The sequence below is a fragment of the Tenacibaculum sp. M341 genome (assembly GCF_004337695.1).
Lineage (GTDB): Bacteria > Bacteroidota > Bacteroidia > Flavobacteriales > Flavobacteriaceae > Polaribacter.
In genome coordinates this window covers 163357-188239 of record NZ_SJXJ01000007.1, presented here as the reverse complement: position 1 = coordinate 188239, position 24883 = coordinate 163357, and the positions used below count along the sequence as shown (strand labels likewise).

At 29.5% G+C, this 24883-nt stretch carries 22 protein-coding genes and 5 tRNA genes; 7 read left to right on the top strand and 20 right to left on the bottom strand.

Annotation, left to right across the window (positions count from 1 at the left end; translation table 11 throughout):
- Positions 1 to 6: 6 nt before the first annotated feature.
- From nusG to EYW44_RS09795, 18 genes are all read right to left on the bottom strand, one after another.
- Entirely contained in the window at positions 7 to 555 is a 549-nt protein-coding gene (gene nusG, locus EYW44_RS09880; RefSeq protein WP_132723503.1) for a transcription termination/antitermination protein NusG, read from the bottom strand.
- Positions 556 to 557: 2 nt separating this feature from the next.
- Positions 558 to 749, bottom strand: coding sequence for a preprotein translocase subunit SecE (secE, locus tag EYW44_RS09875; protein WP_132723502.1), 192 nt, complete (start codon positions 747 to 749; stop codon positions 558 to 560).
- A 16-nt stretch (positions 750 to 765) separates the two neighbouring features.
- Positions 766 to 838 (bottom strand) — tRNA-Trp (locus EYW44_RS09870).
- Between the two features lie 50 nt (positions 839 to 888).
- Complete coding sequence (gene tuf / locus EYW44_RS09865) at positions 889 to 2076, bottom strand: elongation factor Tu (RefSeq protein WP_132723501.1); 1188 nt, start codon at positions 2074 to 2076, stop codon at positions 889 to 891.
- 61 nt (positions 2077 to 2137) lie between these two features.
- Positions 2138 to 2210, bottom strand: a tRNA-Thr gene (locus tag EYW44_RS09860).
- A 13-nt stretch (positions 2211 to 2223) separates the two neighbouring features.
- Positions 2224 to 2296: transfer RNA gene (locus EYW44_RS09855), tRNA-Gly, on the bottom strand.
- Positions 2297 to 2315: 19 nt separating this feature from the next.
- Positions 2316 to 2398 (bottom strand) — tRNA-Tyr (locus EYW44_RS09850).
- Positions 2399 to 2430: 32 nt separating this feature from the next.
- A tRNA-Thr gene (locus EYW44_RS09845) sits at positions 2431 to 2504 on the bottom strand.
- Between the two features lie 100 nt (positions 2505 to 2604).
- The gene (locus EYW44_RS09840; protein ID WP_132723500.1) at positions 2605 to 2910 is read right to left on the bottom strand and encodes an HPF/RaiA family ribosome-associated protein; all 306 of its coding nucleotides are present in this window, start codon (positions 2908 to 2910) and stop codon (positions 2605 to 2607) included.
- Between the two features lie 5 nt (positions 2911 to 2915).
- The gene (locus EYW44_RS09835) at positions 2916 to 3803 is read right to left on the bottom strand and encodes a tyrosine-type recombinase/integrase (RefSeq protein WP_132723499.1); all 888 of its coding nucleotides are present in this window, start codon (positions 3801 to 3803) and stop codon (positions 2916 to 2918) included.
- A gap of 115 nt (positions 3804 to 3918) precedes the next feature.
- Positions 3919 to 4116 carry a 30S ribosomal protein S21 gene (gene rpsU / locus EYW44_RS09830; RefSeq protein ID WP_132723498.1) on the bottom strand — a complete coding sequence of 66 codons (198 nt, stop codon included), beginning with the start codon at positions 4114 to 4116 and terminating at the stop codon, positions 3919 to 3921.
- 133 nt (positions 4117 to 4249) lie between these two features.
- On the bottom strand, positions 4250 to 5635 hold the full coding sequence (locus EYW44_RS09825) for an alpha-amylase (protein ID WP_373681056.1): 1386 nt from the start codon (positions 5633 to 5635) through the stop codon (positions 4250 to 4252).
- A 144-nt stretch (positions 5636 to 5779) separates the two neighbouring features.
- Positions 5780 to 6937: an acyl-CoA dehydrogenase family protein gene (locus tag EYW44_RS09820; RefSeq protein ID WP_207893766.1), complete on the bottom strand. Its 1158-nt coding sequence runs from the start codon at positions 6935 to 6937 to the stop codon at positions 5780 to 5782.
- A 32-nt stretch (positions 6938 to 6969) separates the two neighbouring features.
- Complete coding sequence (locus EYW44_RS09815; RefSeq protein WP_132723495.1) at positions 6970 to 7848, bottom strand: helix-hairpin-helix domain-containing protein; 879 nt, start codon at positions 7846 to 7848, stop codon at positions 6970 to 6972.
- Positions 7849 to 7858: 10 nt separating this feature from the next.
- Complete coding sequence (locus EYW44_RS09810; RefSeq protein WP_132723494.1) at positions 7859 to 9436, bottom strand: alanine/glycine:cation symporter family protein; 1578 nt, start codon at positions 9434 to 9436, stop codon at positions 7859 to 7861.
- An 82-nt stretch (positions 9437 to 9518) separates the two neighbouring features.
- Positions 9519 to 10418 carry an SDR family oxidoreductase gene (locus EYW44_RS09805; protein WP_132723493.1) on the bottom strand — a complete coding sequence of 300 codons (900 nt, stop codon included), beginning with the start codon at positions 10416 to 10418 and terminating at the stop codon, positions 9519 to 9521.
- 11 nt (positions 10419 to 10429) lie between these two features.
- Positions 10430 to 10651 carry a PspC domain-containing protein gene (locus EYW44_RS22605; RefSeq protein ID WP_132723492.1) on the bottom strand — a complete coding sequence of 74 codons (222 nt, stop codon included), beginning with the start codon at positions 10649 to 10651 and terminating at the stop codon, positions 10430 to 10432.
- Between the two features lie 23 nt (positions 10652 to 10674).
- A complete protein-coding gene (locus EYW44_RS09795; protein ID WP_132723491.1) occupies positions 10675 to 11655 on the bottom strand; it encodes a hypothetical protein in 981 nt (326 codons plus the stop codon).
- Positions 11656 to 11744: 89 nt separating this feature from the next.
- Between EYW44_RS09795 and uvrA the strand changes: the two genes are divergently transcribed.
- The 3 genes from uvrA (at position 11745) to EYW44_RS09780 (ending at position 15438) form a co-directional block, all read left to right on the top strand.
- Complete coding sequence (uvrA, locus tag EYW44_RS09790) at positions 11745 to 14564, top strand: excinuclease ABC subunit UvrA (protein ID WP_132723490.1); 2820 nt, start codon at positions 11745 to 11747, stop codon at positions 14562 to 14564.
- Positions 14565 to 14952: 388 nt separating this feature from the next.
- Positions 14953 to 15162 carry a hypothetical protein gene (locus EYW44_RS09785; RefSeq protein ID WP_132723489.1) on the top strand — a complete coding sequence of 70 codons (210 nt, stop codon included), beginning with the start codon at positions 14953 to 14955 and terminating at the stop codon, positions 15160 to 15162.
- A 78-nt stretch (positions 15163 to 15240) separates the two neighbouring features.
- Positions 15241 to 15438: a hypothetical protein gene (locus tag EYW44_RS09780; RefSeq protein ID WP_132723488.1), complete on the top strand. Its 198-nt coding sequence runs from the start codon at positions 15241 to 15243 to the stop codon at positions 15436 to 15438.
- 300 nt (positions 15439 to 15738) lie between these two features.
- Here the strand turns inward: EYW44_RS09780 and EYW44_RS09775 are convergent, their stop codons facing one another.
- Together EYW44_RS09775 and EYW44_RS09770 are read right to left on the bottom strand one after the other, a co-directional pair.
- Complete coding sequence (locus EYW44_RS09775; RefSeq protein ID WP_132723487.1) at positions 15739 to 16533, bottom strand: hypothetical protein; 795 nt, start codon at positions 16531 to 16533, stop codon at positions 15739 to 15741.
- Positions 16530 to 17087, bottom strand: a complete 558-nt coding sequence (locus EYW44_RS09770; RefSeq protein WP_132723486.1) for an RNA polymerase sigma factor — start codon at positions 17085 to 17087, stop codon at positions 16530 to 16532. The genes EYW44_RS09775 and EYW44_RS09770 overlap by 4 nt, the downstream gene beginning before the upstream one ends.
- Positions 17088 to 17332: 245 nt before the next feature.
- On the opposite strand from EYW44_RS09770, the gene EYW44_RS09765 reads away from it, so the two are divergent.
- The 4 genes from EYW44_RS09765 (at position 17333) to EYW44_RS09750 (ending at position 24873) form a co-directional block, all read left to right on the top strand.
- Positions 17333 to 17689, top strand: a complete 357-nt coding sequence (locus EYW44_RS09765) for a hypothetical protein (protein ID WP_132723485.1) — start codon at positions 17333 to 17335, stop codon at positions 17687 to 17689.
- A gap of 3 nt (positions 17690 to 17692) precedes the next feature.
- Complete coding sequence (locus EYW44_RS09760) at positions 17693 to 20425, top strand: CHAT domain-containing protein (protein WP_132723484.1); 2733 nt, start codon at positions 17693 to 17695, stop codon at positions 20423 to 20425.
- 825 nt (positions 20426 to 21250) lie between these two features.
- Positions 21251 to 21958, top strand: a complete 708-nt coding sequence (locus tag EYW44_RS09755) for a TIGR00730 family Rossman fold protein (protein ID WP_132723483.1) — start codon at positions 21251 to 21253, stop codon at positions 21956 to 21958.
- A 206-nt stretch (positions 21959 to 22164) separates the two neighbouring features.
- Positions 22165 to 24873, top strand: coding sequence for an aminopeptidase (locus EYW44_RS09750; RefSeq protein ID WP_132723482.1), 2709 nt, complete (start codon positions 22165 to 22167; stop codon positions 24871 to 24873).
- Positions 24874 to 24883 lie beyond the last annotated feature (10 nt).

The window sequence follows — 24883 nt, the reverse complement described above, 5'->3', positions numbered from 1 at the left end:
TAACTGTTATATTTTCTCTACTTGCATGTAGCTTAATTCTAATGGAGTTTTTCTACCGAAAATCTTAACCATTACTTCAAGCTTACGTTTTTCTTCATTAACCTTCTCAACTAATCCATCAAAACCATTAAAAGGACCATCTACTACTTTCACAGTCTCTCCTACTACATATGGAATAGCTACATTCTCTTCATTAACGGTAAGTTCATCAACTTTACCTAACATTCTGTTAACTTCAGATTTTCTCATTGGTACTGGATCACCTCCTTTTGTTTCACCTAAAAAACCTATTACACCAGTAACAGATTTAATTACGTGAGGAACCTCACCCGCTAAGTTTGCTTCGACCATTACGTAACCAGGGAAGTATACTCTTTCTCTGTTAATTTTCTTTCCGTTACGTATTTGAACAACTTTTTCAGTAGGGACTATAACTTGATTAACGTAATCCGATAATCCATGTCTAGCTATCTCAGTTTCAATGTAAGTTTTCACTTTATTCTCCTGACCACCAATTGCTCTCACAACATACCATTTCATCACTGAATCAGCCATCTTTAAAATAATTTAAAAAAGTTATCTAATCCTGTCTGAAAAACTTTATCTATTAAAGCAACTGCTAAAGCAAATACAATTGTAAAAACAGCTACTACTACCGTAGACTTTTGAGCTTCTTCTTTAGAAATCCAAGTCATATTAGTATTTAATTCCTCGAAAGAATCCTTGATATATTGTATAAAGTTGTTCATTTCTATTGAAAATTAGCACGGGTTGAGAGGCTCGAACTCCCGACACCTGGTTTTGGAGACCAGTGCTCTACCAACTGAGCTAAACCCGTTTAATTAAAGAGGCATTCTAAGAACACCTCTTATATATTGTAATTAGAGATTAGTCTAATATTTCAGTTACCTGACCAGCTCCTACTGTTCTACCTCCTTCACGGATTGCGAACTGTAAACCAATGTTTAATGCAATTGGTTGGATTAAGTCAACAGTGATTGTTAAGTTATCACCAGGCATAACCATCTCTACTCCGTCAGGTAAACCAATGTTACCAGTTACGTCAGTTGTACGTACATAGAACTGAGGACGGTAGTTATTTTGGAATGGAGTGTGACGTCCACCTTCTTCTTTCTTTAAGATATAAACCTCTGCTTTAAACTTAGCGTGAGGAGTTACAGAACCTGGCTTACAAATTACCATACCTCTTTTAATATCTTCTTTATTAATACCTCTTAATAAGATACCAGCGTTATCTCCAGCCTCACCTCTATCTAAGATTTGACGGAACATTTCGATACCAGTTACTGTAGAAGTTAACTTCTCAGTTCCCATACCGATAATCTCAACAGGATCACCTGAATTGATGATACCAGTTTCAATACGACCTGTAGCAACAGTACCACGACCAGTAATAGAGAATACATCTTCAATTGGCATTAAGAAATCCTTCTCAGTATCTCTTGGTGGCTCTTCGATCCAAGTATCAACAGCTTCCATTAACTCTAAAACTGTATTTACCCACTTCTCTTCACCATTTAAAGCTCCTAAAGCAGATCCTTGAACAACAGGACTATTATCTCCATCATAATCGTAGAAAGATAATAATTCTCTAACTTCCATCTCTACTAACTCTAATAACTCCTCATCATCAACCATATCTACTTTGTTTAAGAAAACAACGATACGTGGAATACCTACCTGACGACCTAATAAGATGTGCTCACGAGTTTGAGGCATTGGACCATCTGTAGCAGCAACTACTAAGATAGCTCCATCCATTTGTGCAGCACCAGTTACCATGTTCTTTACATAATCGGCGTGACCTGGACAGTCAACGTGTGCGTAGTGACGGTTAGCTGTAGCATACTCAACGTGAGAAGAGTTAATTGTAATACCTCTTTCTTTTTCTTCAGGAGCGTTATCGATTTGATCGAAATCTCTCTGCTCAGAAAATCCTGCGTCAGCTAATACTTTTGTAATAGCAGCTGTTAATGTAGTCTTACCGTGATCTACGTGACCGATTGTACCTACGTTTAAGTGTGGCTTCGAACGATCGTAAGTTGCTTTTGCCATGATTATTAATTTTAATTCTTAGTTAAATATATTTAGTGTTCTTTTTTAACTCTCCTAAAAGAGCCAATGACGGGATTTGAACCCGTGACCTCATCCCTACCAAGGATGCGCTCTACCAACTGAGCTACACCGGCATGGATAATTTAGAGCGGGAGACCGGGTTCGAACCGGCGACATTCAGCTTGGAAGGCTGACGCTCTACCAACTGAGCTACTCCCGCAATTCTCTAAAAAATTTTGTGGGGAGAGCAGGATTCGAACCTGCGAAGTCGTAAGACAACGGAGTTACAGTCCGTCCCATTTGGCCGCTCTGGAATCTCCCCATTTATTTTAATATTTTAAAGAACTTTTTTTGAGCCGATAGAGGGACTCGAACCCACGACCTGCTGATTACAAATCAGCTGCTCTAGCCAGCTGAGCTATATCGGCTTTTGTTTTAAAAAAACAATCCGTTATTTCTAACGGACTGCAAATGTATAAAGTTATTTTGGTTTTATAAAACTTATTTCAAGTTTTTTTTTATTTTTTTTTATACGAAGCTCATTCTATGTTTGTCTTTCGACTTCAACAACTGACGCTTAAGAGACTCAACGCCAACACTAACACCTTCTTCAAAGGTCTTATTTGTTTTCTTTACGATCAATTCATTACCTGGTATATTAATTTTTATTTCTGTAACCTTATTTTCTTTGTCACTTGTTTTTTGCACTTTTAAAAAGACTTCTGCATCAACAATTTTGTCGTGAAATTTATCTAAGCTTCCTACTTTTTTCTCGATGAATTTAACTAAATCTCCATCAACTTTAAAATTTACTGACTGTGTAAATACTTTCATAATCTTCAATCTTTCTTTAAGCTCCTAGGATGAGCTTTATTAAACACTTGTTTTAGTTTTTCCAAGTTATTGTGAGTGTAAACTTGGGTAGAGGCTAAACTTGAATGTCCTAGTAATTCTTTAACCGAGTTTAAATCTGCACCTTCGTTAAGCAGCTGCGTCGCAAAAGTATGCCTGAGGATATGCGGACTTTTCTTAACTTTGGTTGAGACCTTACTAAAGTAAGAATTTATTACACGATAAACAAGTGTTTCATATAGTTTATTTCCTTTTTCAGTAACTAACAAATACTCTCTAGTACTTGTTATATCTCTTTTTTGTTGTGTATACTTTTTCAATGTTTCAATAACAACTGGTAACAAAGGTACTAATCTTTCTTTATTTCTTTTCCCTAAAACTTTAATCAATCTCATGTGCATATCTATATCTACATGCTTGATATTGATAAGCTCAGTTCTTCTTATTCCTGTTGAATATAATAATTCAACAATTAGCTTATCTCTTAAAGAAACAAAATCATCTTCTCCAAAATTATTCAAAACCTTACTTACCTCTTCATTAGAAAAAGGTATTTGTATTTCTTTTGTTGTTTTTAGTGCTTTATGTTTTGCTAAAGGATTTTTATCAATTACTTCTAACTTTTGAAGAAACTTATAAAAGGTTTTTAAACTACTAACTTTTCTATTTATCGTTCTATTAGTCTTTTTTTGATTCACAAGACTCACAATCCAACTTCTTATCTGATTGTAGTGTACATTAGCAATCTCTTCTACTTCAAACTCTATAACACAAAAATCTCTAAATGAAATTAAATCTGTTTTATAAGCATTGACTGTGTGAGAAGAATATTTTTTCTCTAGCAATAAATAATCTAAAAAAGAATCTATATACATATTAAGGAACAATTTAATTAAATCTCTTATCCTCTATTTTCAAAAATAAATATTTTTAAAATAAAAAAACCCATGTATAAAATACACGGGCTTAATTTTGTTTGAAGATAATAGATTAACCTATTTCTTCTTGTGTTCTTAATCTCTGGATATAAGAAGCTTTTATTTTTTGAGCTCTTTTTGCTACAGAAGGCTTAGTAAATTGTTTACGGCTACGTAACATTCTCATTGTCTTTGTACGATCGAACTTTCTCTTGTAACGTTTTAAAGCTCTATCTATATTTTCACCTTCTTTTACTGGAATAATTAACATGTTTTATCACCTCCTCTCATATGTATCTTTATATCTTTAGAAGAAATCTATTGATTTCCAATTATTTTATATTTTGAGGGTGCAAAGATACATATTAATTTTTAACTTCCAATTAACTTTGTTACTAAATTATTTATTTAGTAGACCATACAGAGTAACTCTTTGGAGGAACTTCTATTTTTACCCATTTCCCTGATTGTGTTACTGGTTGCCAGCCAGAATGACCTGTGTAATCTTTTATTCTTTTACTAGACCAATTTGTTTCTACCCAACGCTCTTTCCATGAATTAGAATTGTTAATATACACTATTAATCCATCATTATTGTGTCCATTTCTTTTAGCAATATACTCGTCTGTATCCGTATATAAAACATTTGTACTTCCTCCAGCTAAATTATTATGTATCCAAATTAGATTATTTAGCCTTTCTTTATTTAGCCATTCTTCATAATCTTGATAAAAAACAGTTGGATAGCCTTCATGTGTCATAATATATGCATATGCTAACATTTTACCATTAAATATTTCATCTGTATCATGGTTTGCAACAAATGTTACTGCTTTTCTTGGATTTCTTTTTAAAAGCATATCATCATTTAACCTATTTAAATTGTTCCCTTCAAATGCATCAAGCATTCTATAATAACATGCAAAATCAAAAGCACTTACTTCTGCTTGACTAGACCACCAATCTAAAGTAGCAGCATTGCCATCCCAATATTCCCCTACTGAAAATCCACCTACTTCATTTTTCCATTCTTTTACAACCCAAGGTTCAAATCCTTTTACATAATCAAACCTCCATCCATCAAAACCTATTTCATTCATATAATATTTTGCAACAGACTCTGGCTTCTTCCATAACCAATCTTGCACATATGGCTGGCTATGGCTAAGATCAGGATAGCCTCCGAAAACACCCGAATCGCTTTGTCTAACATTGTTGGGATGAAAATCAGCATTACTTCTATAAAACTTACCTGACAATGGATTAAAATCAGTGTAATACGGTGTTCCTGTATAAGGATTAGGTTCTAACTCTCCTCCACTATTATGATTAATTACAATGTCAGCTATAACACTTAAATTTACATTATGTGCTGAATTTATTAAACTTAGTAATTCTGTTTTTGATCCAAATCTAGTTTCCACACTTCCCATTTGATCATATTCCCCAAAGTCAAAATAATCAAAAGGGTCGTACCCCATTGAAAAAGGACCATTTTGAGCTTTTGATACTGGTGGTAACCATATAGCATCTATTCCTGCATTACTCCAATCTTGCACTTTATCTTCTACATTTTCCCACCAAGTTCCTCCAGCGGGCACATCCCAATAAAAGGCCTGCATCATTACTCCTGTTCCAATTGTTTTAAGACCACTTCTTTTAGCTACCTTTTTATCTATTGAAACGATTTGATTTTCTTGATTTTTTGTTATTTCTATTGCGTTTTCTGTTGAACAAGAAAAAGCAACAAATACAATAATAATTAATAGTTTTTGTAAGATTCTCATGATAATTTGATTGTTGTTTCTATAAAGTTAGTTATAGAAAAACAAAACACGAAATCGATTTCGTTACTAAATCGATTTCGTGTTGATAAAATTAGAAAAACTCTTTCAATCAATATTATATAAAATTGATTGAAAAGTTGTTTGTATTTAAGTTGCTGGCTTGTATTCTTTCTTATCTATTACCATTTTGGCAATAATTTCTTTTAGAATTTCAGAAGTACCTCCTCCTATTGGTCCTAGTCTACTATCTCTAAACATTCTTGCTAATTCATAGTCTTCCATATAACCATAACCTCCTAAAAGTTGTAGAGCATCATAAATTACTTCATCAGCTATTTTAGTTGATAATAATTTACTCATACTAGCTTCTTTTACCACATAGATACCGTCGTTTAATCTTTTGGTAATTGAATAGTTGTATTCTTTACACATATCAACCTTAGAAGCCATTTCAGCTATTTTATGTCTTAATGCTTGAAATTCGTTTATTTTTTTACCAAACGCCTCTCTTTCATTCATATATTCTAATGCATACTCAACAGCGTATTCTGCTCTAGCATGAGCATTTACTCCCATGATTAATCTTTCTAAAGCGAAATGTTGCATTATGTAAGGAAATCCTTTTCCCTCCTCACCCATTAAGTTTTCTTTAGGTATTACAACATTATCGAATGCTATTTCTCCTGTATCAGAAGCTCTCCAACCTAATTTATTTAATTTTGTTGCTGAAACTCCTTTAGTCTCTCTATCTACTAAAAAGATACTCATCCCTCTATGCTTATCTTCAGGATTTGTTTTTGCTGCAACTATTAAATAATCTGAATAAACACCATTTGTTATAAATGTTTTCGAACCATTTAACACATAATTATCACCTTCCTTTACAGCAGTTGTTCTCATTCCTGCAACATCACTTCCTCCAAAAGGTTCAGTAATACATAAACAACCGATCATTTTACCATCAATGCTCGGTGTTAGATATGCTTTTTTAATTCGATCATCACCTTCTTTATTTAAATGTGTCATTGCTAAGTAAGCATGAGCCCACATTGCCGCAGCAAAACCACCTGAATTAATTCTTTGTAATTCTTCAAGGAAAATAACGGTGTAGAATAAATCTAAATTCAACCCTCCATATTCTTCAGGTTGATTAAGTCCAAAATATCCCATTTCACCAAACTTTTCCCAAATAAATCGATCAATAGTTCCAGTCTCTTCCCATTTTTCAATGTGAGGAACTACTTCCTTTTGTAAAAAATCTCTAAAGCTTTTACGAAATGATTCATGTTCTTCAGTAAAGTACATTCTGATAATAAGTTTTAAATTTGTTGTTTTGTTTATTTTGCTTCCAAATATAATACTATTCTATCGTATTTATTTTGTGGGAAATCTTTAATATTTCTTAATTCTGATATTTTTTGCAATTCAGCAACCTCATCTCTGTAGTCAAAAATCTTCTTACATAATTCGTAATTTATGTACGGTAATTTTAATACTTCCTTGAAGGAAGCTGTATTTATATTGACTTTAAGTATTTTAGGTTTTTGGATAATTTTAAAAGTTTTTAAAATTCCTTCGTAAGCTTCAGGAGTCATACCCCAAACTTCTTTTAATTGATTCAGATAAGAAAAACCTTGCAATTTAGAACGATACTTGATAATAGTATTAGCCATTTTACTATTTACAGCCTCTATTGAAATTAAATCTTTATAGGTAACTTCATTTATATCGTAACTTGAAACTTTATATTTTTTAGTAGATATTACAATCGGTTTTTTATTAAAACGCTCTTTATTCTTTACCCAGCTAGGAAACTTAAAATAAGGAGATATTTTAGTCAATAAACTATCGGAAACTTTTGTTACTTCTTGAAAATCTTGAATTGAATTTACAAATTTTTGTTGTTTTCTAAATTCATGTAACCTATCAATCTCTTCGGTAGACATTCCTAATTTATATCCTTTAAAATCTGATATATAATTAGGATTGAAAGGAGTTAACTTGTAACTACTTCTTTTTTTTTCTTTATCTAACTTTAAACTGTCTATTTCTTTCTCTAAAGCTGCAACTTTATTATTTGTTAAAAGTGTTGATTTACTTTTTAGATTACTAGTAAATACACCTACTATTTGAAATAAAACAATTACTATTATTAATAACAAAATCCCATTTCGTTGGCTTTTGGTATACCAGAAATGGGATTTCATATTTTTCATTTATATAACGTTAAGCCTTTAAAAAACCTATTGCTTTAAGATATTTAGACAACTCTTCTCTAACTTTAGGAAACAAAAAGAAAAGACCTATTACATTAGGTACAGCCATGGCAAAAATCATTGCATCTGAGAAATCTGTTACTGAACCCAAACTAGCTACAGAACCTATTATAATAAACACACAAAATAATATCTTATATGCATAATCAGATACTTTAGAACGTCCAAACAAGAACATCCAACCTTGTAATCCATAATAAGACCAAGATAACATTGTCGAAAAAGCAAATAAAACTACTGCCAATGTTAATACATAAGGAAACCAAGGTATAACTGAAGCAAATGCTTTTGAAGTTGCTAATACTCCATCTGGTGATTTCACACCATAAGTCATAATACTACCATCTCCATTTGTAATGATAATTACTAACGCAGTCATAGTACAAACAACTACTGTATCAATAAAAGGCTCTAACAAAGCTACTAAACCTTCTGAAGCAGGGTACTTTGTTTTTACTGCTGAATGTGCTATCGCTGCAGAACCAACTCCAGCTTCATTTGAAAACGCAGCTCTCTGAAATCCTATAATTAAAACCCCTAATAAACCTCCTGAAATTCCTTTAGCATTGAATGCTCCGTCAAATATTTGACTAAAAGCATTGCCTATTTGTGAAAAATTAGCTACCAAAATTACAATTGCCGCTAAGAAATAAATACCTACCATAAAAGGTACAATTTTCTCTGTGATATTTCCAATCCTCTTAATTCCACCTATAATCACTATAGCTACTAAAACTGACATTATTAAACCAAAAATTAATGCCGATGATAAAGAACTCGCTCCTACCATTGTTGTGAATTGTTGTGCTGCTTGATTGGCTTGAAACATATTTCCTCCACCAAAAGACCCTCCAACAACCATAACAGCAAAAACAGCAGCCAGTATTTTACCTAATGTAGTTTTACCAACATCTTTTAATCCTTTTTTAAGATAATACATTGGTCCTCCATAGATTGTTCCGTCCTCACCAACATCTCTGTATTTTACCCCAAGTGTACATTCAACAAACTTTGAAGACATACCTAATAAACCTGCTATAATCATCCAAAAAGTAGCTCCTGGACCTCCCAAAGACAAAGCCACAGCAACTCCTGCGATATTCCCAAGTCCTACAGTACCTGACAAAGCAGCTGTTAACGCTTGAAAATGAGAAACTTCACCTTCACCTTCTACCCTAATTGTTTCAATAGCATCACCTCCTGGAGTAGGGTCTCCAGCCATTACTCCTGAAGTAGCATGATCAACATCATCATAGTTACCTCTTACTATATTAATTGAAACTGGAAATAATCTAATATTTACAAACTTGAAAATAATCGTAAAAACCAACCCTGCTAGTAACAACATTATTATTACCAAAGGCATTTCAATACCTTCTCCTAATTTTATCGGATAAAAAACAAAGCTTCCCCAAGCATCTGCTATTGGCTTAAAACCTTCATTTATTTTTTCAGCAAGCCCTTTTTCTTGAGCAAAGATCAACATCGGTACTATAGTGAATAGTAACGTACATAGTTTTTTATTCATCGTGTAAATAGTTTTGTTTTTGTGGCACGCAATATCTTAAAAAACTACTCTTTTAACAAGTTTTTACCGTTAAAACTAATTTTTAAGTTAGCTTTTCTTTAAATATTTGTAAATCTTTTTTGAATGCTTGTACTGTTAAGCCTAGTGTACTAGTAGTTTTTGTTAAATCAAAACCGGTTTTGGATGGTCTTTCTGCTTTTTGATTTAACTCTTTAGAACTGATTGGTTTTATCAATGACTCATTTAAATTGAACTCTTTAGCTATTTGTTTTGCTATTTCAAAAACACTTAATAACTCATTAGAAGATACATTAAACACACCTGTAGCCTCTTTGTCAATCGCTAACTTACAAGCCAAAGCCAATTGTTTTACATAAGTTGGCATTCTGAATTGATCATTCACTACATTTATTTCTTTTCCATCAGACAGCATACTTTTTACCCATAAAACAATGTTACTTCTACTCATATCATGAACCATTCCATACACTAATATGGTTCTTAGTATGGTAAATTTTGTTTTGGATTTCAATAACAATTGTTCAGCATTCCATTTTGACATTCCATAATAACTTAATGGATTAGGTTTATCAGTTTCTTTATAAAAACCTTTTTTTCCATCAAAAATAAAATCCGTAGACAAATGAATTAAATGAATATTTTTCTCTTCTGAAAAGCTTATTAAATTCTCAACTAATTTTACATTTATAGCATGACATTCTTCTTTATGCTCCTCACAAACATCTACCTGAGTCATTGCAGCAGTATTGATAATAACATCTGGTTTGGTATCTGTTAATACTTTTCTTAACGCTACATCATCTGTTAAATCAATAGAAATAAATTGATAACCTTCTTTTATTGGATATCTATTAACCGATCTTGATACTGCAAAAATTTCATAGTTTTTTTCTTCTAAAAATAAATCTAGTAGTGATTGACCTAAAAGTCCATTACTACCTGTTATTAATATCTTTTTCATTTTACCAATTTCTATAAATCGAACACAGAAGTTCGCTTAGTGTATATCATATCTTTAAGCCTAAGCAGAAAAGCCATAGTTAAGTACAATCCAAAAGAAAGACCAACCGTAACAAATGACATATAGATAAAAAACAATCTCACATTTACTGTTCTCATGCCTAATCTATCTGCCAATCTCGACGAAACATCAAAACCATTTCTTTCAAAAAAATGCCTAATAGAATCTACCATTTTAATGTAATTATATAATATTTTTATTTTTGTTTAAAGGTATAAAATAATTCTTTAAAGTTTTCCTTGTAATATTTCAACTCCTTCTTCATTATGTTTACTGATCTACTCCCTCCTTCTAAAGCATAATATGTATCGCCTCTAAACAATAGTGTAATAAAGTACATGTTTTTTATATTGCCTTTTTCATCTTTCTTTTGATACTCTAATTCATACCCATTTAAACCATCTACTTTTATTGGGTTAATACTGATAGGTTCTTCTAATTTTGTTCTTTTTTTTCCATAAGTTAAACTATATTCTTTTTTATCTATTTTTTTATATTCTGTAGAGTATCCTTTTATTAAATAATCATGTTTAATTGCTGCATATATGTTTGTAGAAGACAATTTTCCTTCCTTTCCATTTCCTATAAAAGCTATGTCGTTCGGATAAACGCTATCTCTTGATTCTTGTAGTCCATATTTTGCTATATTAAAATCACCTCCAGCTTTTTCTGAAAACACATATCTTTTCTCTGGTAAGTATACAGTTGATAACATACTCTTTATAACCTCTTCTTCAACTTCTTTTTTTACAGTCATTTGATAATCGCTAACAATAGCCAGCATATTCTCTTTATTAAAACTTACGTATAAAATATGTTTCTGTCTTTTAATATCAGGATATTCTAAACTTTCATAACTTACCCATATTGCATCTTTATTATTAAACTTAAAGTGATCGATTTTTATATTTTCTCCAAATTCTTTAAATGATTCAATTGAAATCCTTTTTTTAAATGAACTGTGAACTGTCAGCATTTCTATGTAAGCTATTTGTCGGCTTTCTTTTACAAAACCTCTTACTAATGGTTCCATTTGAAATCCTTTGGGAGGGATTATACTAAACTTGGTATTTAAAACAGGTACATGATTAGCTGTTAATTCACTTATAACATTATCTGGTATTTGTGCATAAAAATTAAATGATAGTAGTAAGATAAAAGCTATAATTACTCTCATAATTGTTTTTTTGCTAAAATACTAATTCATAGTATACATTGATTAATGGATTCTATTTAATAATTTTGTTCTTTTGCAAAATCGATACTTTGAAAGAACAGGAATTTATTGAAGTTTATGGAGCAAGAGCTCATAACTTAAAGAATATTGACATTAAAATACCTCGTGAAAAGCTAGTTGTTATTACTGGTTTGAGCGGAAGCGGAAAGTCTTCTTTAGCTTTTGACACTATTTATGCTGAAGGTCAAAGAAGATATATAGAGACTTTTTCTGCTTATGCACGACAATTTTTAGGAGGATTAGAACGTCCTGATGTTGACAAAATTGATGGATTATCTCCTGTAATTTCTATAGAACAAAAAACTACAAACAAAAGTCCACGATCTACGGTAGGAACTATTACAGAAATTTACGATTTCCTTCGTCTTTTATACGCTCGTGCTGCTGATGCCTATTCTTACAATACTGGTGAAAAGATGGTGAGCTATTCTGATGAACAAATCAAAGATTTAATTTTAAAAGATTTTTCTGGAAAAAGAGTTGCTGTTCTTGCTCCTTTAATTAAATCTAGAAAAGGTCATTACAGAGAATTGTTTGAGCAAATTTCAAAACAAGGATTTCTTCGTGTTCGTGTTGATGGAGAAATTCGAGAAATTGAAAAAGGAATGAAGCTTGATCGATACAAAACTCATGATATTGAAGTTGTAATTGACAGACTTGTTATAAACGATGACGCAGAAAAAAGATTAGAGGAAACTATTAAAACAGCCTTGTATACTGGTGACAATATTTTAATGGTTATTGATGTTGATGATGAAAAGCCTAGATATTTTAGTAGAGAATTAATGTGTCCTACTACAGGAATTGCTTACCCAAATCCTGAGCCGAATACATTTTCATTTAACTCACCAAAAGGTGCTTGTGAAAAGTGTAATGGTTTAGGTATTACTCAAGAAGTAAACATAAAGAAGATAATTCCAGATGATTCTTTATCTATTAAAAATGGAGGTATCGCCCCTTTAGGCGAACAAAAAAGTAGTTGGATTTTTAAGCAATTACAAACCATTGCTGAACGATACAAATTTAAACTAACCGACCCTATAAACACTATTTCTAAAGAAGCTTTAGATGTTATTTTAAACGGAGGAAAGGAACGTTTTAAAATAGAATCTAAAACAGCCGGTGTTACTCGTAATTATGAAATAGATTTTGAAGGAATTATTCCTTTCATTAAAAATCAATACAAGAATACCGATAGTTCTTCTATTAAAAGATGGGCTAAAGGTTTTATGGATGAAGTAAAATGTAGTAGTTGTGAAGGTAAAAGACTTAAAAAAGAATCTTTACATTTTAAAATTCTAGATAAAAGTATTAGTGATTTAACCCATTTAGATGTTAAAGATCTTTCTCAATGGTTTTCTGAAATTGAAAAACATTTATCCGAAAAACAAATAAAAATTGCTGCAGAGATTTTAAAAGAGATTAGAACTCGTATTCAATTTTTATTGGATGTAGGATTGGATTACCTAACACTTGATAGAACTTCTAAATCATTATCGGGAGGAGAAGCTCAACGTATAAGGTTAGCTACACAAATAGGATCTCAACTTGTAGGTGTATTGTATATTTTAGATGAACCAAGTATTGGTTTACATCAAAGAGACAACCAGAAACTAATTGACTCTTTAATTAAACTTAGAGATGTTGGTAATTCTGTTTTAGTTGTTGAACATGATGAAGATATGATTAAAAACGCCGATTATGTTTTAGATATTGGTCCTGGTGCTGGTGTACATGGTGGTGAAATTGTTAGTGAAGGTTCTTTTAATGATTTAAAAGATAACGCAACGCTTACAGCTGATTATTTATCTAAAAGAAAAACAATTGAAGTTCCTAAGAAAAGAAGAGAAGGAAATGGAAATAGCATTAAACTTTTTGGAGCTAGTGGAAACAATTTAAAAAATGTAACTGTTGAATTTCCTTTAGGTAAAATGATTTGTGTTACTGGTGTATCTGGTAGTGGTAAATCGACTTTAATTAACGGAACTCTATATCCAATTTTAAATACACATATTTATAGAGGGGTAAAGGAGCCAATGCCCTACAAAAAAATTGAAGGTTTAGAGCATATTGACAAAGTTATTGATATTGATCAATCTCCTATTGGAAGAACTCCACGTTCTAACCCTGCAACCTATACTGGTGTTTTTGGTGAAATCAGAAGTTTGTTTGCAAAAACTCCTGAAGCTGCTATTCGTGGTTATAAACCTGGACGATTTAGTTTTAATGTAAAAGGAGGAAGATGTGAAACTTGTCAAGGAGGTGGTTTAAGAGTTATTGAAATGAACTTTTTACCTGATGTACATGTTGAATGTGAAACTTGTCAAGGAAAACGTTTTAATAGAGAAACTTTAGAAATACGTTATAAAGGAAAATCTATTTCAGATGTACTTGAAATGACTATTAATGAAGCCGTAGATTTCTTCGAGCATATTCCAAAAATATACCGAAAATTAAAAACTATTCAAGATGTTGGTTTGGGATATATTACATTGGGACAACAATCAACAACTCTTTCTGGAGGAGAAGCACAAAGAATAAAACTAGCTACAGAACTTTCTAAAAGAGATACAGGAAATACCTTTTATATTTTAGATGAACCTACTACAGGACTCCATTTTGAAGATATTCGTGTTTTAATGGAAGTTTTAAATAAACTAGCTGATAAAGGAAATACTGTTTTAATAATTGAACATAATTTAGATGTTATTAAACTGGCTGATCATATTATTGATGTTGGTATGGAAGGTGGAAAAGGTGGCGGAAAAATTTTAGTTACCGGATCACCTGAAAAAGTAGCTAAACACAAAACAAGTTACACAGCTAAATTCCTTAAAAAGGAGCTATAAACTCTAAGGGAATTTACTTTTAGAAACTTCGTAAAAAAACAAAAATCATAGGAGATATTAAGTTCGTGTCCTATGATTCTTTTATATGTTACATTTCAATTATTTATTTTTAACTAACAAAGATTTTATATGTAATTAACTTCTCTAACACATATTTTAACATTTAAATTAACTTTTTATTAACAGTTATAATTCATCATATCCTTAATTTTACTAAAAAAACCTCAATAAAAATTGCTTATACATACAAATCACACAATTATTTACTCAAAATATTAATCATAAAACAAAACTGATTAATTAATCATATTTTTTCGCGAAGAATAGACATACACCTTGAGTGTCTTTAAATGTTCAGGGTTTAATTAACTTTAAATCTTTAATTATTATGAAAAGATCAATCTTAAACCTAGGTAAAAGTTTAAACAAGATAGAACAAAAAAACATTTTAGGAGGTGATAATTGTGGATACTATGCTAGAATAAATCTTTGTTTTGCTGATAACGATCCGTATTGTGAACCTTGTTACAAAATGAACTCTTATCCAGGTGCAGCTAGTTGTTTCAATCTAGACAATGGATGTGTTGAAGAATTCTAAAAAATTAAACACATATAAAAAATAAATCTGAGTGAAATCAAACACTCTTTAATATCAACCAATATAAATTTTATTATCATGAAAAAAACAATCTTAAATTTAGGTAAAAGCTTGAACAAAACTGAACAAAGATCAATTAATGGAGGAAACACATGTGCTTCTTATCCGATTTGTTACGGTATAACTAGTATCGGTACTGTTCAGTGTGCTAGCTGCGAAGAATACTACAATCTTCCTTCACATTGTCAAAATCAAGTATTTACATCTTGTTTCTAATTTAACAATTTTTAATAGGAAATGCTTTAAATAAAGCTGAAAAATAAAGATTATTCGGAGGAGGTAGAAGATTCTTTTATCTAAATGGAGAACAGGATTTTATAGTTTATATTGATGAAGATTTTGTAGGTTTTTGCATAACAGGAATAATTACAATTACTCATTAATTTCCTTAATTTATTAAGCTAATCAAAAAAAGGAGTATGTTATAACCAACTACTCCTTCTTTGATTTACTTTCAATAAAACTTAAATTAAATTTAAGAATTAAATGGCTTTTTTTATTTCTTTAGTTTCTAAATTATTTTAACTCTTCTAATAACTCTTTAGCCCTATCACTTTTAAAAAAACCTTTTTTAACTATTACTTCAAGGTTTTCTATAGCTTTTCTCTTGTTCTCTTGCTTTAAAAATAAGAGACTCTTATACCAATATCCTTTTTCACTATCTATCAAATCAGAGTTTATTAATTTATTAAGAACGACGTCAGCTTTATTATACTCATCTAACTCTATGAAATTTATAGCTGTGTAAATATACAAAGCACTATTTTCATATTTATCTAACAACAAATCTTCAAAAAGTTCTAATGATTCTTTATATTCTTTTTGTTTAAATAATTTTTCTGCTTTTATAACTTTCTCATCAATTCCATCTCCTCTACTTACAAAAGAAGGCAAGCTATCAATATCAACATTTTCTGCATATAACAGTTGTGTATCTTTTGGAAAGTTAAACAAAGAAGTTACTGTAAAAAACAATAAAACCGTTGCTGCAACTCCAGAAAATAAAGCAATTACCTTTCTCTGTTTATTGTTTCTTTTAAAATTACTTTGACCTAAAGCAATTTTTTCTTTCAACTTAATAATTTCTTCACTCTCAAACAACTCTTTGTACTCTTGTACTTCCTTTGTAGTATGATCCATTTCATAGCTCCACTCCTCTTCATTAAAGGTTTCAAACAATTGTTTTTCTATTAAATATTGTTGCTTAAAATCTTCATCTACCATTTTTCTTTTAAGAAAACTTTCTTTTTCTTCTGAAGAAAGCTGATCTCTTAAAAACTTTTCTATTAATATGTCGTCTTCTAAATTCATATTGCTTTCAATGAATTGTACCTTTTATCTTTTTGTATTAGGTTGGTTAATTGTTTTTTACATTTGAAAACACGTTGCCTTACTACTGACTCAGAATTATATTCTGTTTGCTCAACTATTTCAGCATAAGTCGTTTTAGCAAAGAATAAAGTTAAAATTTGCTTACAATTATCTGATATTTCTCCAAGCTTTTCAATAAATAATTCTTGTCTTTTTTGCTCTACAATAGCAAGTGCATTATCCGTGCTTTCATCTTTCTGTTCAACTACCTCGCTATTTGTTACCCTTTTTTTATAATTATTTAACTCTCTTCTCCATAAATTCTTACAAACAGTAAATAAGTAAGCGTCAAAATTAGTTGAAATCTTGATTTTTTCCTTTTTATGTCGTATTGCAATTTGCAAAATTGCTTTTTGAAAAATATCTTCTGCATCTTCACTCTTTCCTTTATTTTGAAGAACAAATCTTTTTACTTGAAAAAAATTAGTTGTGTAAATTTTTTTTATTGTTTTTGAATCTCCTTTTACTAAAGCATTTAAATAAAAATCTTCCATTCATTAGATGTTAATACAACAAAAATAAAAATTTCTAGGTTTTAATAAATTTTCTATTGCTGTTTTAATAAATATTTTAAAAATAGTTTAATTTTATTAGAAGTATAAACAACAACTAAAAACCTATTAATTTAATGATTTTCAAAACTTTTAAATAGTTTCAAAAAAAATTATACTTTTGCGCGGGTAACATAATTTCGTAATCCTTACAATAATTATGTTAAAAACATATAAAATACATAAACATGAAAAGATTATTAATAATCACCCTAATTAATGCTTTTGCTTTACTATTAACTTCTTGTGAAAAAGAAGACGAATTAGTTCTTGATGAAAACCTAATTGAACAAGAAGCAATTGGTAATGATGATGCTGAAGAAATAGAGCATATTAAAAAAATCATGAAATTTGTTAAGTCAAAATCTAATAGAAGCGGTAATGAAGTACCTCCTGCATGCCCCAAAGGTGGCTCCCCTGATTCCAATGGTCATTGTGGAGGAGATGGTGATCCAGACGAAGTTAATGAAGATGGCGATATTATATCTCCTGAAGAAGGTCCTGGAGGGCTTGGAGATTTGCTTCCAATTTTATCAGGTTTTTAAATTATGCTTAAATATTCTTTCTTTTTCCTTTTTCTTTTATCCTTTATAAAAACTGAAGGACAAAAGAAAGAATTACCTAAATACAACGAAAAAAAAGCCGATAGTGTACTGTATGTCTATAAAGATAGTTTAGAAAAGAACATTAGATATAGTTATGCCTTTTCTAGATATTTTTATAAGAGGAAAAATAATAGTTTAGCTATAAAATATGGTCTCAAGCATATTTCAATTCTAAAGAAACATAATATCAAAGAGAAATATTTCCAAAATTATTTATATTTTCTCGGATCTTACTATTTGAGCGAAAATAAATTCAATAATGCTATTCCTATATTTAAAGAAGCTTCTAGTCTCAATACTTTTCTAGAAACGAAAGCTTTGTCTTTATGCGGTCTAGCAAATTCATATGGAAAAATCGGAGAATATCGAAAATCTATTGAACATTATGTTCAAGGATTGAATATTTTAAAAAAGTTAAAAAAAAATAGCAGTATAAAAAACTTTACCACATTCTCAGTTCATCTAGCATCAATATGTAATTTGATCGATACAAAAAAGGATCTTTTAACAGGAATAAAGTTTTTGAATACATCTGATAGTTTAATAAAAAACATACCTGAAATTAATACAAATAGAAAGTTTATTTCACTTCACAGTGCATTAGGGACTCTTCATTCCTCCAAATCTATTTTTAATTTTGAAAAATCAAAATATCACTATTTAAAAGCCATAAGAAAAGCTCATGAACATGAAAATGATTTTTATAAAGTTTCAAATTACATGAACTACGGAGAATTACACTTAAAAAATAAAAGTGATAGTGCTTTGTATTATTTAAATAAAAGTAAATTTTACAGTAAAAGTAAAAAAACAAAAGCCACTAATGGTTTTAAAAATGGTTTGAAAACTACTTATGCTGAAATTTATAGAAATCTTGCTAATTATTATTACACAAAAAATAAATTTGATTTAGCCATAAAAAATATTCAAAAGTCTATTAATATTAGTTTTGAAATTGATTCCGACGAAAACATACCTCCAACAGAATTACAATACATTCAAACTAGAGCTAAAAGAAATATTTTCTATGCTTTTAAAAGTAAAATTCATATTTTACTTAAACTTTACCAAAAATCAAAAAACACAAGATATTTAGATGAAATAATTAACACTATTAGTATTGCAAATAAACTTGTACAAATAACTTTAAAAAATAGTTCTGAAAACCAAAGTAAACTCCTATGGCGTGAAGATGTTTCTCAAATCTATTTTATGGGAAGTTATGCCGCTCATTTATTAGGTAATCGAAAACAAGTTTTTAATTATCTAGAAAAAAACAAAGCCTTTTTATTAGCTCAGAGTGTTAATGAAAACAATTATAAAATTCATTTACCAAATCATATAGTAAATGAAGAATTAAAATTTCGAAAGGAAATTTTAAATCTGGAAGCTGACATAGAAAACGAAAACGATTCAAAAAAACTTAAAGATTCATTATTTACTTTAAAATTTAACTACCAAAATTTTAACGATTCTATTCAGAAACTGTATCCTGATTATTTTGAAAATAAAAATAAAGTAAAACAAGTAGAATTGAATGAAGTTCAAAAGCAGTTAGATAAAAATACCATAGTAGTTTCTTATGCTAACAACTATACTTATTACGATGATTTTCATACAGAAGAAAATAAAAAAGCAATTATTGGTTTGGTTATTTCTAAAGATAAAACTGTTTCTTTTAAAATAGATGATGCTCAAAAAACAATCAATAATCTTGATCAATTTCGTCAGTTCATTACCAAGCCTTTAAAAGATAAAGAAGAACTAACTAACTTTAAAAAAGTTTCATCTAATTTATATGATCAATTATTTCCTTCTGAAGAAATTAAAAATCTAATTAAAGGAAAAAAATTAATTATTATCCCTGATAATGAATTACAAAACATTCCTTTTGAAGCTTTAAATACAAATAATCAAGATCTAACGTATTTAGTCGAGAATAACGACATCAGTTATGCTAACTCAATGTCTTTTTTAAACATCAATAAAAATATCAAAAGAAAACAAGATAAAGATTTTATAGGCTTTGCCCCTATTAATTTTGATAATACGAACCTTAATTCTCTTGTGTATTCAGAAAAAGAAATCAATACAATTGATAAGTTATTGAGTACTGAAAGTTACACCAATGAAAAGGCCTCTAAAGAAAATTTCTTAGAAACATCTGAAAATGCTAAAATTATTCATTTGGCTACTCATGCTAATGTTTCTAACAATCCTGTCATTCATTTCAATAAAGATTCTTTGCAGTTACACGAGTTATATACCTACAAAAACAATGCTGACTTAGTTGTTTTAAGTGCTTGTGAAACAAATTTAGGCGAAATTAAAAAAGGTGAAGGTGTATTGAGTTTAGCCAGAGGATTCTTCTACTCAGGTTCTAATGCTGTAATTTCTTCTCTTTGGAAAGTAAATGATGCTACTAGTTCAACTATTATTACCGATTTTTATAAAAACCTAAAAAATAATCAAACTAAATCTGCTGCTTTAAATAATGCCAAACGTAATTATTTAAAAACCCATTCTTTATCTGAAAAATCGCCTTATTACTGGGCTTCATTCGTATTAATTGGTGATACTAGTCCTACTTTTAATGCTAATTACACATTGTACTACATACTACTTTCTATGATAGTAATATCAGGAATTTTATTTTTCTTTAAAAAAAGAGGGTAACATCTTAAACTTTCATACACATACTAGCAGTAATCAAAATTAAAGATTACGTGCCGTTATTTTGAAAGGGAAAATTGCAAAGAAAAAAATCAAAAAAATGGGTAACATTTTAAATTTAAAAACACATAACAATAGTTGATAAATATAAAAAGATTGCTCATGTTAAATGAAAAGTAAGTTGTTTGAAAAGAAAACGATGAAAAGTAAAAAAAATTGCTAGAAAAAGAATAATTAAAAAAGAAAAATCAAATGGGTAACATTTTAAAATTATAAACACTTTAAAGTAGTTATTAAGATTTAAAAGTTACTAATTGTTAATTAAAAAAGGAAATTGCTAGAAAGAGAAAAAACTATGAAAAGCAAAAAAATGCTAGAAAAAGAATAATTAAAAAAGAAAAATCAAATGGGTAACATTTTAAAACTATACACACATTAAAGTAGTTATTAAGATTTAAAAGTTACTAATTATTAATTGAAAAAGAAAATTGCTAAAAAGAGAAAAAACTATGAAAAGTAAAAAAATGCTATCAAAATGGAGAAAAAAAATAAAATGGAAACATTTTAAGTTTTGAGAAAGATTTGTTCGATGTTAATTCAAAAAAAAAGTTGCTTAAAAAAGAAAACTATGAAAAGATAAATTACTATGCTAAAGAAGAATATGAAAAAGGGAAAATCGCTTTGAAAAAGAAAAATTGTTATGAAAGAAATTTGAGGGGAAAAAATTGCTATGAAAGAAAACTTTACCTTCTTATTTAAAAATTATATCATTTTGAAATAAATCAAATAAAAAGAACTAAATTAGCAAGTCTTATAAATTTTGATACTATGACAAATGACGATAGAAAGATCCGTGAAAAATTGCAACAAAAAACATGGAATGAAATAAAAACCAATGACTCTTGGGCTATTTTCAAAATTATGGCTGAGTTTGTTGATGGTTATGAAAGATTAAGTAAAATTGGACCTTGTGTTTCTATTTTTGGTTCTGCACGTACAAAACCAGATCATAAATATTATAAACTAGCTGAAGAAGTTGGTTATCAATTAACTCAAAATGGATTTGGTGTTATTACAGGAGGTGGTCCTGGTATTATGGAAGCTGGTAATAAAGGAGCAAATAGAGGAAAAGGAACTTCTGTTGGTTTAAATATTGAACTTCCTTTTGAACAGCATGATAACCCATGGATTGATCCAGGTAAAAGTTTAGATTTCGATTACTTCTTTGTACGTAAAGTAATGTTTGTAAAATACTCACAAGGATTTGTAGTAATGCCAGGTGGATTTGGAACTATGGATGAACTTTTTGAAGCTATTACTTTAATTCAAACGCATAAAATTGGACGCTTCCCAATTGTATTAGTGGGTAAAAAATTCTGGAGTGGTTTATTAGATTGGATAGAGAATACCTTATTAGAAGAAGGAAATATCAGTCCTGAGGATTTAAAATTATTTAGAGTTGTAGACACTGCTGAAGAAGCTGTTGAACATTTTAACAAATTCTACGCTAAATATCAATTAAAGCCAAACTTCTAACTAGAATAAACAAATTTTAACCTAAAAATTATAAAATAAATTTTATATTCAACTCGTTGTTTTTCGCAACGAGTTTTTTATTTTTATTAATGTTAGTTTTCCAAAAAAACCTCTTATCACTGTCCTTCTTTTTAAGCTGCTATTTAGTTCTGGCTCAAGAAAACAGTATACACATAAAAGCCTCACTAAATACTAACGAACATTTAATGGATATTCAACAGAAAATTGTGTATTACAATACTTCTGAAAAAACATTAAACTCAATTTATTTACACAATTGGGGAAATAGTTTTAAAAATAATGAAACTCCGTTAGGAAAAAGATTAGTTCAAGACTATAAAAAAGATTTCTACTTTTCTAAACCCTCAGAAAGAGGATATTCTAGCATACAAAAAATAACAGGAAATAATGTTTTAATTGACTTTAGAGAAGTTAAAAATCAACAAGATATTATTGAACTTCAACTGAACACTCCTTTAAAACCTAAGGATAGTATTGAAATCTCTGCTAATTACCTTTTAAAAATTCCAAAAGTAAAATTCACAGGTTATGGTAGGTACTCGAAAGGATATCATTTGCGCTTTTGGTATTTAACTCCGGCAGTACATAAAAATGGTTGGCAACTTATGAGTAATCTTAACATGGATGATTTGTATGAAGATATTGCTGATTTTGTTATTGAACTCCAAACACCTTCAAACTTACATCTTGAAAGTAATTTATACCAACATCAAACAACAAAAGATAGTATTACAGAGTACTACTTAGTTGGAAGTAGAAAAAAAGACATCATTTTAAATTTGAATAAAAAGAAAAGATTCAAAACATTTAAAACTCAAAAAATTCAAATTAAAACAGACATTTTTGATAAAAGAATCGACTTGGTAAAAACAAATGATATTATCAATCGTCAAATAGATTTTATTGAAAACTTTACAGGTAAACATCCACATCCTGAAATTTTAGTAGATGGTAATACCGTAAATAAAAACTCTTTAAGAGATATCTATGGAATTCCTGATTGGCTAAAACCGTATCCTGAAAATTTTAAATGGGAAATTAGATTTTTTAAAGCATTGGTTAGTAAATATATTGATGATGTACTATTATTAAACAACCGTACTGATTATTGGTTATGTGATGGTGTACAAACTTTTTTATTAATGGAATACATTAATAAGTATTATCCTGATATTACTGTTTTTGGAAGATTCTCAAAGGTTTGGGGGTTTAGAAAATATAATTTAGCTAAACTGAAACAAAACGATAAACAAGCTTTTTTATATCAATTTAGCGCCAGACGTTTTTACGATCAGCCATTAACAACTAGAGCGGACTCTCTATCTAACTTTAATAGAAAAGTGGTTAGTCAATATAAAGCAGGACTTGGTTTTCGTTATTTACAAGATTTTTTAGGGAATGAAACATTACAAAAAGCGTTTCAAGAATTTTATCAAAAAAACAGACTTAAAATTTCCTCTTCCGAGGAATTCAGAAAAATATTAACTAATAAAACTGATAAGGATATTAATTGGTTTTTTGGAGATTACATACAGACAGCTAAAAAAATTGATTATAAAATAAAAAAAGTTAAAAAGTCAAAATCTAAAGACTCTATAGAAATAACTATTAAAAACAAAAGGAATATTACAGCACCGGTATCTTTATATGGTATCAAAAACAAAGAAATCAAATTTAAAAAGTGGATCACTAATGTTGATTCTATTAAAACTGTAAAAGTAAAAGCAGGAGATTTTAACCGTTTTGCTTTGAATTATGAGCAAATTTATCCTGAACACAACTCATTAGACAACTTTAAAAACACTAATAACTCTATTATTAGTAAACCTTTGCAGTTTCGTTTTTTACAAGATGTTGAAGATCCTTATTATACCCAAATATTTTTTAATCCAAGTATTAGTTATAATTTATATGATGGTGTACAACTTGGTGTTAGTTTTAATAATAGAGCTGTTATTAGGCATAATTTCAACTTTAACATAAAACCTAAATATGCTTTTAGAAGTAGAAATCTTACTGGTTCTTTTTCTATGGGATATGATCATTTTTTTGAAGATTCAAAAATTTATAAAATCCGATATGGTATAGGTGGTAGTAACTTTCATTATGCGCCAGAATTAAGTTATAACACTTTTGCCCCTTCAGTAAGCATACAATTCAGAAGAAATACTTTAAGAGATGTTGGAACAAAATTTCTATTATCAAGACTAGTAAATGTAAATAGAGAAATTGCTCCTACAGATACTGAAACAGAAAGTGATAAATACCAAATTTTAAACTTTAGGTATGTATATAGCAAACCAGATGTTATTAGAAGATTTCAATATGCTGTGAATGCTGAATTTGCAGATAACTTCACGAAATTTTCTACCGACATTCGTTATTTAAAGTTTTTTAATGAAAAACAAAGTTTCACGTTAAGATTTTTTGGAGGCTTCTTTCTTTCCAACAATTCAACAGGTAACTTTTTTAGTTTCGGTTTAAATAGAAGTTCTGACTATTTATTTGAACAAAATTTATTTGGTAGATCAGAAAGCTCTGGATTATTTAGTCAGCAATTTGTTGTTTCTGACGGAGGTTTTAAATCTTTTTTCAACAAACCTACATTAGCCAATCAATTAATGGCTTCTGTAAATACGAATGTTAGTGTTTGGAAATGGGTAGAAATATATAATGATGCTGCCATGTTAAAGAGTAGAAATGAAAAACATCGTTTCTTTTATGAAAATGGTATTCGCATCAATTTTATACCAAACATCTTCGAATTTTACTTTCCTATTTATACTAATGAAGGTTTTGAAATTAATCAACCAGCCTATCCAACTAAAATCCGTTTTGTGATTACAACCAATCTAGATCGAATTTATAATTTTATTCGACGAGGAATTTTATAAAAAATTCAAC